General features: G+C 70.0%; 13 protein-coding genes. 6 read left to right on the forward strand and 7 right to left on the reverse strand.

All coding sequences use genetic code 11. From position 1 onward, the window contains the following. Positions 1-45 precede the first annotated feature (45 nt). Positions 46-915: an NAD(P)H-binding protein gene (locus tag ACQPZZ_RS16950; RefSeq protein WP_432933121.1), complete on the reverse strand. Its 870-nt coding sequence runs from the start codon at positions 913-915 to the stop codon at positions 46-48. Between the two features lie 435 nt (positions 916-1,350). Here ACQPZZ_RS16950 and ACQPZZ_RS16955 point away from each other — a divergent pair, with 435 nt between their 5' ends. Together ACQPZZ_RS16955 and ACQPZZ_RS16960 are read left to right on the forward strand one after the other, a co-directional pair. Further along, positions 1,351-2,790, forward strand: coding sequence for an endo-1,4-beta-xylanase (locus ACQPZZ_RS16955; protein ID WP_432933123.1), 1,440 nt, complete (start codon positions 1,351-1,353; stop codon positions 2,788-2,790). Between the two features lie 286 nt (positions 2,791-3,076). Further along, entirely contained in the window at positions 3,077-3,364 is a 288-nt protein-coding gene (locus tag ACQPZZ_RS16960; RefSeq protein WP_432933125.1) for a hypothetical protein, read from the forward strand. Here ACQPZZ_RS16960 and ACQPZZ_RS16965 read toward each other — a convergent pair. Beyond that, positions 3,357-3,776 carry a hypothetical protein gene (locus ACQPZZ_RS16965; RefSeq protein ID WP_363642908.1) on the reverse strand — a complete coding sequence of 140 codons (420 nt, stop codon included), beginning with the start codon at positions 3,774-3,776 and terminating at the stop codon, positions 3,357-3,359. The two genes, ACQPZZ_RS16960 and ACQPZZ_RS16965, sit on opposite strands and share 8 nt — an antisense overlap. A 502-nt stretch (positions 3,777-4,278) precedes the next feature. Between ACQPZZ_RS16965 and ACQPZZ_RS16970 the strand changes: the two genes are divergently transcribed. From ACQPZZ_RS16970 to ACQPZZ_RS16980, 3 genes are read left to right on the forward strand one after another with little or no spacing between them, the layout of a single operon-like run. Then, the gene (locus ACQPZZ_RS16970) at positions 4,279-4,866 is read left to right on the forward strand and encodes a sugar O-acetyltransferase (RefSeq protein WP_432933127.1); all 588 of its coding nucleotides are present in this window, start codon (positions 4,279-4,281) and stop codon (positions 4,864-4,866) included. After that, entirely contained in the window at positions 4,863-5,438 is a 576-nt protein-coding gene (locus ACQPZZ_RS16975; protein ID WP_363642904.1) for a TetR/AcrR family transcriptional regulator, read from the forward strand. The genes ACQPZZ_RS16970 and ACQPZZ_RS16975 overlap by 4 nt, the downstream gene beginning before the upstream one ends. Before the next feature lie 29 nt (positions 5,439-5,467). Continuing rightward, the gene (locus tag ACQPZZ_RS16980; RefSeq protein ID WP_432933129.1) at positions 5,468-6,721 is read left to right on the forward strand and encodes an MFS transporter; all 1,254 of its coding nucleotides are present in this window, start codon (positions 5,468-5,470) and stop codon (positions 6,719-6,721) included. An 11-nt stretch (positions 6,722-6,732) separates the two neighbouring features. On the opposite strand, the gene ACQPZZ_RS16985 is transcribed toward ACQPZZ_RS16980, so the two are convergent. From ACQPZZ_RS16985 to ACQPZZ_RS17005, 5 genes are all read right to left on the reverse strand, one after another. Continuing rightward, positions 6,733-7,581, reverse strand: coding sequence for a class I SAM-dependent methyltransferase (locus ACQPZZ_RS16985; protein ID WP_432933131.1), 849 nt, complete (start codon positions 7,579-7,581; stop codon positions 6,733-6,735). Further along, complete coding sequence (locus ACQPZZ_RS16990) at positions 7,578-8,876, reverse strand: flavin-dependent oxidoreductase (protein ID WP_432933133.1); 1,299 nt, start codon at positions 8,874-8,876, stop codon at positions 7,578-7,580. Before ACQPZZ_RS16990 ends, ACQPZZ_RS16985 begins: the two co-directional genes overlap by 4 nt. A 43-nt stretch (positions 8,877-8,919) precedes the next feature. Beyond that, on the reverse strand, positions 8,920-10,005 hold the full coding sequence (locus tag ACQPZZ_RS16995) for a monodechloroaminopyrrolnitrin synthase PrnB family protein (protein ID WP_432933135.1): 1,086 nt from the start codon (positions 10,003-10,005) through the stop codon (positions 8,920-8,922). Positions 10,006-10,062: 57 nt separating this feature from the next. Then, positions 10,063-10,227 (reverse strand): hypothetical protein, encoded by a 165-nt coding sequence (locus ACQPZZ_RS17000; protein WP_432933136.1) that lies wholly within the window; start codon positions 10,225-10,227, stop codon positions 10,063-10,065. 332 nt (positions 10,228-10,559) lie between these two features. After that, positions 10,560-12,791: a glycoside hydrolase family 3 C-terminal domain-containing protein gene (locus ACQPZZ_RS17005; RefSeq protein WP_432933138.1), complete on the reverse strand. Its 2,232-nt coding sequence runs from the start codon at positions 12,789-12,791 to the stop codon at positions 10,560-10,562. Positions 12,792-12,901: 110 nt separating this feature from the next. Between ACQPZZ_RS17005 and ACQPZZ_RS17010 the strand changes: the two genes are divergently transcribed. Continuing rightward, positions 12,902-13,477, forward strand: coding sequence for a TetR/AcrR family transcriptional regulator (locus tag ACQPZZ_RS17010; protein WP_432933140.1), 576 nt, complete (start codon positions 12,902-12,904; stop codon positions 13,475-13,477). The last annotated feature ends 7 nt before the right edge of the window (positions 13,478-13,484 follow it).

Raw genomic sequence — 13,484 nt, forward strand, 5'->3', positions numbered from 1 at the left:
CCGGACCCAGGGCGTGTCGGACACGACGCGGGCGCCGGGCCGATGTCAACGGAAGTCGCGGGCATGGTCCCGCGCCCACTGCGCGAACGTCCTGGCGGGCCTGCCGGTGACCGCCTCGGCCGTCGGCATCTCGACCGGGGCCTCATGCCGCCACTTCCCGTGGGCGTCGGAGGGGTCCACCTCGACACCCGAGTAGTCCTCGAACCCGAGCAGGAAGCCGGCGTTGGCCGCCGCGAACCCGCCCTGCTTTCTGTAAATCTCGCGGGCCCGGTCCGGGGTGACCCGCTCGAAGCGGATCTCCTCGCCGAGGGCCTCCGCGATGACGCGGACCTGCTCCCGGTTGTCGATCGGCGCCGGTCCGCACAGGGTGTAGGCCCGGCCGGTGTGCCCGTCCCCCAGCAGGGCCGCGGCGGCCACGTCCGCGATGTCCATCTCATGGATGGGGTATCCGGCGGCCATCGGATAGGGGTCTCGTACGACCCGTTCCGCCCGGATCGAGGGTCCCCACAGCCAGAGCTTGTTGAGCGCGAACTCGCCGGGACGCACGTGGGTCCACTCCAGGCCGGAGGCCTCCACGGCCCGTTCGACGGGGAGATGGAAGCCGGTGTCGTGACCGGTGGTGACGGCTCCGGAGGAGAGCACCACGATCCGCCGTACTCCGGCCCGCTCGGCCAGGCCGACGACCTCGCGCGCGGTGCGTGCCACGGGGAAGAGGTACATGCGCCGGACACCGTCGAGCGCCTCGGTCAGGCTCTGCGGCCTGCTGAGATCTCCGGCGGCGACCTCGACGCCGACGGGAAGGGCCGCGGCGTCCGGGTCGCGGGTCAGCGCCCGTACGGTCACTCCGGCCTCGACGAGCCGATCGACCACCAGGCGGCCGACGTTGCCCGTCGCTCCTGTCACGAGGATGGTCACGCCATCTCCCCTCGCCGGCTCCCGAAGAGCCTTCGACGTCGGCATGTCGTCTCTCATAATGGGACATGGACGCCCGATTTTGGAATACCAATGTTCCATACAAGTCCACCGCGACACGCGGAAGGGCCGGGACGGCCGGTCTCATGCAATCCGCCGTCCCCGGCCTCGCGGCGATGCGGCCACAGGCGGTCGCGGGTGCTGAACGTTTCAGCGGCAGGTGCGCGTACGAAGCGGGACGGGACACGTATGCGGTGATGGCGCGGGGTGTAAGAGGTGAGGTCCATGCGGAAGGGCGGGGCGTTCTTGACGGGCCGGTCCGTGTCGTATTTGCTCCGCTGCACCACCATCGGGCTGAGGGGACGCCGAGAAGGGAGATTGTTAACGCTAACAATACGGGGGTGCCCGCACACAGCATCCGCATCCTGGAGGGCCGAAATGAAACCGCCCAACCATCCGAAGCAACCGGGCCGGTCACGAGGCCGCGCCCGCGGTCTGGCCGGCGGTCTGGCCGCCGCCCTGGCCGCGGTCACCGCCGCCGCGGTCGGCCTGGCGATGCCGGCCCAGGCGGCGTCGACGCTGAAGGCGTCGGCCGAGGCCAGGGGGAGGTACTTCGGCACGGCGCTGACGCGGGGCGACCTCGGCAACGGCACCCTGACCAACCTCGCCGCGGCCGAGTTCGACATGGTGACCCCCGGCAACGAGATGAAGTGGGACGCCACCGAGCCGTCCAGAGGCTCGTTCAACTTCGGATCAGGTGACCAGATCGTCTCCTTCGCCCAGTCCCACGGGATGCGGGTACGCGGGCACACCCTGGTATGGCACGCCCAGTTGCCCGCCTGGGTCACCGGCGTTCAGCTCAACCAGATCCAGAGCGTGATGGAGAACCACATCACCACCGAGGCCACCCACTACAAGGGGAAGGTCTATTCCTGGGACGTCGTCAACGAGCCGTACAACGAGGACGGCACGCTGCGCCAGGACGTGTTCTACAAGGCGATGGGCGCCAACTACATCGCGAACGCGTTGCGGGCCGCGCACGCCGCGGACCCGAACGCCAAGCTGTACATCAACGACTACAACATCGAAGGCATCAACGCCAAGAGCAACGCGCTCTACTCGCTGGCTCAGTCGCTGCTGTCCCAGGGTGTTCCGCTGCACGGCATCGGTTTGGAGAGCCACTTCGTCGTCGGGCAGGTTCCCTCGTCCCTGCAGGCGAACATGCAGCGCTTCGCCGACCTGGGCCTGGACGTCGCCGTCACCGAGATCGACGACCGCATCCCGATGCCGGCCGACAGTTCCGAACTGCAGCAGCAGGGCGCCGACTACGGCAAGGTCGTGAACGCCTGCCTGGCGGTCTCCCGCTGCGTCGGCGTCTCACAGTGGGGCGTCGACGACGGCCATTCCTGGATCCCCGGGACGTTCCCCGGCTATGGCGCCGCCATGATGTGGGACTCCGGCTACAAGCCCAAGCCCGCCTATACCGCGGCCCTGAACGCGCTCAACAGCGGAACCTCGTCCCCTTCGGCCTCTTCGTCGCCGTCCTCCTCGCCGTCCGCGTCTCCCTCCAGGTCTCCGATCGGTGGCGCGTGCTCGGCGACCATCAAGACGGTCAACAGCTGGGGAGGCGGCTTCCAGTCGGAGGTGACGGTGCAAGCGGGCAGCGCGCCGGTCAACGGGTGGACGGTGAAGTGGACCTGGCCGGGCGGGCAGACCATCAGCAGCCTGTGGAACGGCACGCAGAGTGTGTCCGGCTCCTCGGTGACCGTTCGCAACGCGTCCTACAACGGCTCCCTCGCGGCCGGAGCGTCCGCCACCTTCGGCTTCACCGCCAACGGCTCCGCCGCCACCCCCGCCCTCACCTGCGCCAGCCCCTGACCCCCTTCGCGGAAACAGCGCCGAGGTCGGGCCGGGACTCCCATCCCGGCCCGACGCGGTCACCCCGCAACGCCGGGGGCCGGGGGTTGATCTCTCGGGCGCAGGCGCCGCCCCACCGGCGGCCGCGTGCAATCGGCCTCCGCGGGCCGGGCCCCGGCGACAGGTGAACAGAGTGGCGGCCGAACAGGCACGAGAGGAGCATGTCCGGCATGTGGCCTCCGCTGCGATTTGAATCGGCGCGAGCTGGGAGTCGTGGCCGCACTACTAAATCTGGGTGCCGCAGGTCATGGCGCCGCTGCTGCTCGCGACCGCGCTCTTCCCGGACGGGCGCCCGGCGCTGCCGATCGCTGTGAAGTTCGCGGTTCTCGGCATCGTGGCGACCTCGGTCACCGTCGCGACCGACAACTGGCCGCGTAGCGACGGCGGCGCCGGCTACAACCCCGTGTTGTTTCCCCGATGTACTGTGCCGCCTCGGTCCTCGCCATACGTCCTCGCCGCCGCAACTTCAGGGCGGTCTGAGAAGGCGGCCAGGAAAGCCGGTCCTCCGGCACTCCACCGCTGTCGCCTCAGCTGAAAGACGCCGCTCCACGGCCGCGGTAGTAGTCGTGAATGCCGTCGTAGTGCCGGCGCCAGAACAGGAACTTCTGCTCGAAGGAAGGCTTCGGAGTGAGTAAGCCCAACTCGACGGCGAGATTGAAGAAGCCGGGGCCCGCATCGGGGGAGTCCTTGTAGAGAACCAGCGCCGAAATCATCCATCCGGTCTCGGGCCGGTTCCTCTCCACGATCTTCCCGAGGAGATGGCCGATCGCGGCGCGCTCGTCTATTCGCTCGAAATCGAATCCCGGCAACCCGGTGCGTTCGACCAAGGCCGCGTTCAGATCGGTATAGGTGGTCGTGCCGCCCTTACTCGCGACCTCGGCCAGGAACTCGAGCCCCGCATCGACGAGCAGATCCCAGGTTTCGTCGTCTCGCCCGTACATCGCCATCCCATCGCCTCCGCTCGGAGGATAACCGACGTATTCCCTGCTCGCAGGGAAACGCGGTGCATGCCGGGCCGGCGGCGCGGTCGGAGCGCCAGACCACGGCATCCCGGTGCGTCCGGAGAAACCTTCCGATCATCGCCGAATTCAATTATCCGTGGTGGGCGTGGTCCTCGCCGTCCGGGCCGGGGCCGTGGGAAACCACGCCCCGCGGGAGAGATGGATCAAAAGCTGGGCTGTATCCCTCTGCCGGCCGCCCGCCCTTGCGCTTGTTCAATCCAGCGAGATCATGACGTAGCCCCGCGAGAATCGACCGCAGGCGTTGTTTCACGGCACTGACCTCCTTGCGAGCGCCCTCCTGGAACCGTACAGGGCTCAGCGCCGGTTGACGTCCGGATGTTCCTCGACCCCGTCGGCCTCCAGGCCGCAGACCGTGATGTCCCTGCGGTCCGCGCTGCCGAGTCAGCCGGGCCAGCTGCGGATATGTGCGATATGTACACTTGTACGTATGATGTCTGACGCGGACGGCCGGTCGATGCGCGAGCGGATGCTCGCCGGTGACCTCTACATCGCCGACGACCCGGAGCTGGCCGAGCACCACCTGCGGGCAATGGACCTGATGGAGGCGTTCAACGCCACCCCGGCCCGCGACTCCCGGGAGCGCCGCAGGCTGCTCGCCGAGTTGCTCGGGGAGATCGGTGCGGACACCTTCATCCGGCCGCCGCTGCGGGTGGACTACGGCAGCCACATCCGCATCGGCGCCCGGTCGTTCGCCAACTACGGGCTCGTCGCCCTCGACGTCGCGCCGATCACGATCGGCGACGACGTGCAGATCGGATCGAACGTCCAGCTGCTCACCCCGACGCACCCGGTGGATCCGGAGCTTCGCAGGGCCAAGTGGGAGGCGGCCGAGCCGATCACCATCGGCGACAACGTGTGGCTGGGCGGCGGGGCGATCGTCCTGGCCGGGGTCACCGTCGGGGACAACGCCGTCGTCGGCGCCGGTGCGGTGGTCACCCGCGACATCCCGGCGAACGTCGTCGCGGTGGGCAACCCCGCGCGGGTGATCCGTGCGATCGGGCCGGACACGGCGTGAGCGGCCCTGCCACCCCGCGGCAGCCCGTCCCGAGGCGGCCTCGCCGCCACGACCCCGGACGACGGGACCGGCTCATCGACGCCGCACTCACCGTCATCGCGGACCGGGGCGTCGCCGGGACGACGCATCGGGAGATCGCCCGTGTCGCCGACGTGCCGCTGGGGTCGATGACCTACCACTTCACGTCCCTGGAGGAGGTGCTCGCCGAGGCGTTCACCCGGCACGCCGAATCGGTGGCCCGCGTCTTCGACGAGCGCATGCGTGCCGCCCACGACCGGGAGGCGGCGGTCGAGGCCGTCATCGCGCTGGTGTCGGATGATCTGCTCGGCTCACAGCGCGACCTCATCCTCGCCGTGGAGCTGTACCTGGCCGCGGCGCGCGAGCCGGCCCTGAGGGCCGTCACCCAGGCGTGGATGGCGCGCAGCCGCCGGGCGCTGGAACGCCACTTCGACGCCACCACCGCCAGGGAGCTCGACGCGCTCATCGAAGGGCTCGTGCTGCACAGCGCCCTGTCGACCGACCCGATGACGCCCGCGCAGATCCGCCACGCCATCCACCGATACCTGGGCTGACGCCGCCCCCACCCCTCCACCGCACCACTGTGATCGGAAAGCTCATGTCCGCCGCCGTCCCCCTGACCGCACCCACCCGCCAGGTACGCCGGGCCCGCGCCGCCGTCGCCGCGCTGTTCCTCACCAACGGCGCCGTGTTCTTCAACATCGTCCCGCGATATCCGCAGATCAAGGCCGACCTCGGCGTGAGCAACGCCGTGCTCGGGACGGCGCTGGCCGGGACTCCGATCGGCGCGTTGCTGGCAGGGCTGCTGGCCGGCGCCGCGATCCGCCGGTTCGGTTCGGCGCGCGTGGGCGCGTTCGGGATCGTCGTGACCACCGTCGCGACGCTGGTCGTCCCCATCGCGCCGAACTGGATCGCCCTGGGCGGCGCGCTGTTCGTCGTGGGCGCTCTCGACGCGGTCGTGGACGTCGCGCAGAACGCCCACGGCCTGCGGGTGCAACGCCTGTACGGGCGGTCCATCCTCAACTCGCTGCACGGCCTGTGGAGCGTCGGCGCGGTCATCGGCGGCCTCATGGGCTCGGCAGCCGCCGGACTCCACATTCCTCTCGCGCTCCACCTCGTTATCTCCGCGACGGTGTTCAGCATCGTCGCCCTCGTCGCCCACCGGTTCCTGCTGCCCGGTCCCGAAGACGCCGAACGTGCCGCCGAGGCCCAGGACCTCGCCGCCGCCGACGGCCACGCGGCCGCCCCGCCCGCACACGGAGGCCGGCGCTCGTTCACCGGCTTCGCCGTGCGGATGCTCGCCGCGCTCGGGATGCTCGCCGCCTGCGGCGCCCTGGTCGAGGACGCCGGCGCGTCCTGGGGCGCCATCTATCTCAGCGCTGACCTGCACGCCGAAGCCGCCACCGCGGGCCTGGCCGTCGTGGCTCTCCAGACCGCCATGACCGCCGGCCGCCTCACCGGCGACCGCGTCGTGGACCGCTTCGGCCGGCGAGCCGTCGTCCGCGCCGGCGCGGCCCTCGCCGCGCTCGGCATGGGCGCCGCCCTGGCCGTGCCGTCGATCGCGACCACGCTGGCCGGCTTCGCCCTCGCGGGGCTCGGCGTCGCCACCCTCGTCCCCGCCGCGATGCACGCCGCCGACGAACTGCCCGGGCTGCCCGCCGGCACAGGCCTGACCATCGTGAGCTGGCTGCTGCGCGGAGGATTCCTGCTGTCGCCGCCGCTCGTCGGCTTCGTCGCCGACCTTGTCAGCCTGCGCGTCGGACTGCTCTCCGTGGTCCTGGCCGGGGTCGTCACCGTCGTCCTCGCCCGAGTGCTCGTGGACCGCGCGCCCGCCTGACTGAGGAATCGTCAAGCGAGGTGCGCGCGGGCCACCCAGTGATGGTCGTGGGGCGGGCAGAGACGTCCGGGGGGAGAGGGCAGCCATCCGCACGCGCCCGCGGAAAGCTCGCTCAACGTGTACGCCTCCGCCTGCCAGCCGTGCTCCCGGAGAAAACCGCCGAAGTCCTCCAGCCCGAGCTGGAACGCCGATCCCCGCGACTTCATGAACGTCAGGAACCTCTCGTTGGCCGGATCCCGGTAGAAGTCGGCGTGCGGTGCGTCGATCAGCAGGATCGAACCACGGCTCGACATCTTCGTGACGTTCGCGATCAGCCCGGTGAAGTGGTCGAGCCGCAGGTACGGAAGCAGTCCTTCGATGATCCACACAGCGGGTTCGCCCGGATCGTAGCCGGAGGCCACCAGCCGCGGCGGCCATGTCTCCTGCCGGAGGTCCTCCCCGAGGCAGACGCGGCGGCAGGTGAGCCGGTCCTCGACCGGGGCGAGCAGCTTCTCCTTGGCCTCCAGCTGGCCGGGCAGGTCGACCTCGAAGAACCGGACGTGCGAAGGGAGACCGAGACGCCAGGCCCGCGTGTCACCGCCCGCCGCGAGGCAGACCACTTGTGCGATCCCTTCGTCGATCGCCCGGGCGAGCGCGATGTCACCGAAACGGGCTCGCACGATCACGGACCCGATCGTGCCGCCGGCGGCCAGCGCCTCGTCCGCCATCGTCTTCGACCGGGGCGTGACCAACAGCGTGGCATAGGGATCCACCACGTACGGGTCGGCGCGGTCGTTCTCCATGGCTCGGATGGCGGCGGTGATGAAACTGGTCTCCTTGACGGCCTCGGACCTGTCGTCCCGCCGGGAGGTGTCTGTCACTGTGCACTCCAGGTTTCTCGCCGCATGTCCGGCTCATGACGTCGGTGGACAGTCAGTGAGGGCCGTGAATTGACCCAGTCCTGATCGAACTTCCCCGTCTGGGCATAGCCGCGGGATATCTCCGCGAGTTCCTCCTCGCTGAACACGTCCCGTACGTCGTCGAATCCCCGCGGAGCCCTCTCGTGGGCCAGGGTGATGACTCTTTCCGGCCCCATGGAGCGGTTCGCCTTCTGGAGTTCCGTCATCTGCGGCCGGCGTTCGTCCTCGTACGCCTGTAAGGCGTCGCCCGCGTCCGGATGCCCGGCGAGATGCCAGGCGAGCACCCGGGCGTCGACGACGGCCTGTGTGGCTCCGTTGGATCCCGCGGGATACATCGCATGGGCGGCGTCGCCCACGAGCGTCACGGTTCCGAACGTCCACCGTGGGAGGGGATCTCTGTCGATCATCGGGTATCGGTGGATGTCCCGCGTGTCGTCGAGCAGGCGCGTCAGGTCCAGCCCGGGGGGCGCCCAGTCGCCGAACTGACGCAGGACGGTCGTCCGCATCTCCGCGGCACCGTCCGAGGACGGCCTGCGCCTGTCGTCTTCTCCGTCGGGGAAGGCGGCCACCCAGTTGATCAGGACCTTGCCCGTCGCCTCGTCCCTGTCTATCGGATACAGGACGAGCCGCCTTCTGTCGTCTCCCAGCACGGCCATCGAGCTTCCGGTCAGGAACGGGTCTCCCCACGCGGTTCCCCGGTACATCGTCACGCCGTTCGTCGGGGGAGGGCCCTCCTCCGGGTAGAGCGCCGCACGCACGGCCGAATGAACGCCGTCCGCGCCGATGAGCACGTCCGTCTCCACGGTCCGTGTGGAGCCGTCCCGACCGGTGAACACGCCGCACGTCGTGCCGGGCTCGACGCGCAGCCCGGTGAGCCGGGTGCCGGTGACGACGGCCCCGGTGCCCAGGCGGCGCCGCACCTCCGCGGCCAGGACCTCGACGAGCGGCGAGCGGGATATCGAGAGCTGGGGCCATCGATAGCCCGCCACAAGCCCGCGATCCTCCCGCCACACGAGATCGCCGTGCGGGTTGTACATCGCCAGTTCCCGTGTGCGGACGGCCCGCTGCTGCAACTTCTCCAGCAGTCCGAGTTCGGCGAGCTCGCGGACGGCGTTGGGCAGTATGTTCAGCCCGAGCCCGAGCGAACGGATCCGGGAATCGGCCTCGAAGACGGTGACGTCCTCGAATCCGGCCGCGTGAAGACTGACCGCGGTGGCCAGCCCGGCGATGCCGGCCCCGACAATCGTGATTCTCATCGCCGGCATTCCACTCCTGTAGGTCACGTCACGACATCCGGGCTCATCGCGGGGTGGCCGCGGTTATCATGGCTCCGTTCTGTCTGGTGAGGGCGAGAATCTCTTCGAGCAGTTCGACCCGTGCTCCGCCGCTGCCCATCTCGTAGAGCCGGATCTCCTCGTGATAGGCGCGCCGCGCCATCACCAGATGTTTTCCCCGGAACGAGATGAGCGACCGCAGGGCCTGCCGCAGACCCCGTGCGCTGGACTCCGCGTTCGCCGCCTCGGCCGGCGATCGGAAACCGTCGAGAGCCGCGGTGACACGAGAGGTCACGGACGGCGTCCTCATCCACTCGGAACACCATTCCTGCCAATGCGGGAGAGTGTGCGAGGCGAACTCCTGGCAGAACTTCAAATATTCTCCGCTGCTTCGGTCGGACGCCCACAGCAGTATGTCGACGAGGAAGATCGGAATATGGGCGGCGGCCGGGCCCATGTACGTGTGGCCCGCGATGTCGACTTCTTCGAAGAACGGCCTGAGGACCTGTGCGAAGAATTCGGGTGTGACCTGGGCGATGACATCACCCATTGCTCTGTCTGCCGCCGCTATGTACGATGCGAGGGAGAAAATCTTGTCGGAATAGGAAGAATCGGCCGGATCCTCGCCCTGTAATGAGCGGCCGACTTCGACGGCATATGCCAGATCCGGCACGCATGTGCGTATCGCATCGATGAGGCAGCGCTCCATCTGATGCCCGGTGTAGAGCCGCTCACGTTCGCCCACGGGGTTCCAGCACGTGTAGTGGTAGACCGTGTCGCGCGGAATCATCCGGGTGCGCTGCCCCAGCAGCTCCAACGACCTCGCGGCGCCGGGGACGACGTCGAAGGGGGACACGCCGTGCCTCTTGATGCTGCCCAGATACATGCCCAGATCGCGCATGGCGGCGAGGCATTCCGCCGGGGTGAATCCGGCGACGCTCTCGTCGGAGGGGACCGCCCCGCCGAGGACTCGCGCCAACGCGGCGACGTCCGCGGTCTCATTCATTTTCGGCAGTGCCCGGAGGTCTTCGTCCAGCCGCAACGGGTCAAGCCGCCTGACCTTCTCATTGCGTTCCTCGGAGGTCACATCGATATCTGCCCTGCCGCGCATGTGAACCAGCTCTTCCGGTGAGGATCCAATTTCACTTGACGTCGGAGAAGTGAGGAATCAGCCATACGGAATCCGGTCGCCGCGCCGAGCGGCACGGCGGGAGGCGACGGCCGTGCCGTTCGGCGCTCCCGGCCCGCGGTTGCCGGGGGAGCTACCGTTCCGGTAGCGGGCGCCGCGGTAGCGATCGGCGAACTCGGGCGGCCACGGCAGGACCCCGTCCACCGTGCGTTCTCCTCTGCTGCACGCCCTCAGGTTCGGGCAGGAGCGCAGAAACTGGGTCGAGTCCGACAGAGTTTTGACAGATTGCCGCGTACGCACCGAGAGCCGCGGTGCGGCTCGGTGGTGAACCGCGGACGAACAGTGACCGTGTTCACCGGAATTTCGCTGTCGGCCGGGTCGGGAACGCGAAAAGGCCGCCATCACGATCGCGATGGCGGCCTTTGCCGGCTACGCGCGGCCCTTTATTCGCCCGTGCCCTTGACCCTTGCCTTTCACCGGCGGCCGCGGCCTTCGCCGCGCTCCGGATCACGCGCGCGGCGCCCGGGCTGCCTCGGTCAGACGAGCGCGAGCTCGACGGCCGCGGTGACGGCGCCGGGGTCGCCCGCGTACGAAGCGGCCTCTATCACGGCGGCCGGCGAGGCGGGGACGAACCCGGTGGCCGTCCACCTCCGCAGGGGCCGGATCGAGGCGGGCACGGTGACCCGGGCCGACGCTCCGGCCGCGAGGTCGACGGTCGCGAAACCGAGCAGGACCCGCGTGGGGAAGTCGTCGGCGACCGCGTCGACGCCCGTGGGCCGTCCGTAGAGCTGCACGACGTGGCGGCCCGCACGCGAGCCGGTGTTGGTCACGGTCACGACGCCCGTGAAGGAGTCGCCGTCGGGAGCGCCGACGGTGAGGTCGGCGAGGGCGAAGCCGGTGTAGGACAGCCCGAACCCGAGCGGGAAGGCCGGCGCGTGGCCGTCCCGGTCGAGCAGCCGCTGGCCGAACCACTTGTCGTAGGTGATGGCGGTGGCGTCGCGGTCGAAGTACGGCAGGTGCTCCTCGGCGGCCGGGATCGCGTACGGCAGCCGCCCGGCGGCGTCGGCGTCGCCGAGCAGCACGTCGGCGAGGGCCCGGCCCCCCTCGCAGCCGGAGTACCAGGAGATCAGCACGGCGGGCACGGCGTCGCGCCACTCCTCGGTGATGACGGCCCCGGCGGTGACGATCACCACGACGGTGCGGGGGTTGGCCGCCGCCACGGCCCGGATGATGTCGGCGTCGACGGGCCGCAGCCGCAGGCTCGCGCGGTCGCCGCCGGCGCTTCCCCCGCTGAGGGAGTCCACCGCGCCGGGCTCGGCCAGGAAGGCCGCGAACGACTGCCCCGCGGGGTCGTCGCCCGGGGGAGGGAACAGCGCCAGCAGCTCGGGGTCGGCCAGCACGTCCCCGCCGACCCACTCGCCCTCGTCCGCCGCGGTGTAGCCGGCGACGACGACGGCGACGTCGGCCTGTGCGGCCGCCGCGGCGGCCGCGGCCGGGTCGTCGGCGGCCACGTGGGTGATCCGGGCGTCCGGGAGCGCCTCGGTCAGACCCCGCAGCGCGGTGATCACCTCCGGGGCGCGTACGTCGGAGGAGCCGTTGTCGCCGGTGTTGGGCATGTCGGCCAGGCGGCCGATCACCGCGAGGGAGGACAGGCCGTCGCGGTGCAGCGGCAGCAGGGGCGCGTCGCCGACCGGGTCGTTCTTGAGCAGCACCATGCCGCGGGTGGCGACCTCGCGGGCCAGCGCGCGGTGCTCGGCGCTGAACACCACGTCGGCCGCGGGCTCGTCCCCGGCCCGTGTGGCGTAGTGGCGCAGCTGTACGGCGAGGATCCGGCGAGCCGCCCGGTCGACGTCGTCCCAGCTCGCCCGGCCCGCGTCCAGGTCGGCGGGCAGGTGCTCGGCACGCTGCTGGCGGAAGGGCTCCTCCACGTCAAGTCCGGCGCGCAGCGAGGCGGCCGCGTCGCGCAGGCCCCAGATGAAGTCGGAGACGGTGACGCCCTCGAAGCCCCACAGGCCGCGGAGCACGCCCTCCATCAAATGCTCGTTCTGCCCGGCCCACTCGCCGTTCACGGAGTTGTAGGCGGTCATGACGCCCGACACGCCCTCTTCCACCACCCGCCGGAAGTGCGCCAGGTAGACCTCGTGCAGGGCCGCGTCGTCGGCGGTGACGTCGACCTTGAAGCGGGCGTTCTCCATGCTGTTGAGCGCGAAGTGCTTGACGACGGCCATGGCGTTGCGCTGCACGCCCCGGGTGAGCGCCGCGCCGAACTCGCCGAGCAGGACCGGGTCCTCGCCGTACGTCTCCTGGGCCCGGCCCCAGGCGGGGTGGCGGGGCAGGTTGACGCACACGCCGCCGAAGAAGTTCGCGCCCTGGGCGCGCATCTCGAGCCCGATCGCGGTGCCGACCCGCTCCTCGAGTTCCACGTCCCAGGTGGCGCCGCGGGCCATGGAGACCGGGAACGCGGTCGACTTCCCCATCACCACGCCGCGCGGGCCGTCGGAGAACAACAGGCCGGGGATGCCCAGCCGTTCGACGCGGCCCATCGGGATGGGGGTGAGGTTGTACCCGTTCTGCATCATGTCGGCCATGCCGGACCAGAACGGCAGGTCTCCGTCCAGCAGCCACAGGCGTTCTTCCCGGGTCATCTGCGACAGCAGTTCGTCGACCGCCTCGGCAAGGGGTCGTCCGGCACGCACCGCGTCGACGGCGGCGGAGAAGGCCGTGGAGGAGACGACCGGAGAGACGGCCGGGGAAGAGGGTGTCGACATGCGCACACAACTCTCTGAACAGGCGCGACAGCGCTATCTACCAAACGGTAGATAAATTAGGCTGGTATCGTGATCGAAATCAACCCCCGTGTCCGAGGAGACAGGACGGCATGACCCCCGCATCGGGGCGGCGCCGGCTGCCGCCCGCCGAACGCCGGGAGGAGATCCTCAAGGCGGCCACCGAACTGATCGCCGTCTCCGGATTCAAGGGCGTCACCCTCGAGGCGTTCGCGGCGGCCTGCGGGATGACCAAGGCGGGGCTGCTGCATCATTTCCGCTCGCGGGAGGACCTGCTCATCGCGGTCCTCGAACGCCGGGACGAACTCGATCTCGCAAGCGTCGTCGACACGCTGGAACCGGCGCCCGACCCGGCCACCGCACGTGCCGTCATGTCGGGATTCGTCCGGCGCAACCTGGAACAGCGGTCACTCGTGCAGTTGTACACGGTGCTGTCGGCCGAGGCGCTGGACCCCGCGCACCCCGCGCACGCCTACTTCGCGACCCGGCTGCGCGAAGGTCGCGCCATGCTCGAGCGCTACCTGCTGGCCTGGCATCCCCGGCCCGGCCAGGCGGCGGTGGACCTGCTCGCCTTCCTCGACGGCCTGCAGCTCAACTGGCTGCGTGACGCCGGCATCGATTTCCCGGCCCAGTGGGAGGCCTTCGCCGACCGCTTCTTCGCTCCGTGACCGAAGC

The sequence above is a fragment of the Microbispora sp. CA-135349 genome (genome assembly GCF_050947365.1).
GTDB lineage: Bacteria > Actinomycetota > Actinomycetes > Streptosporangiales > Streptosporangiaceae > Microbispora.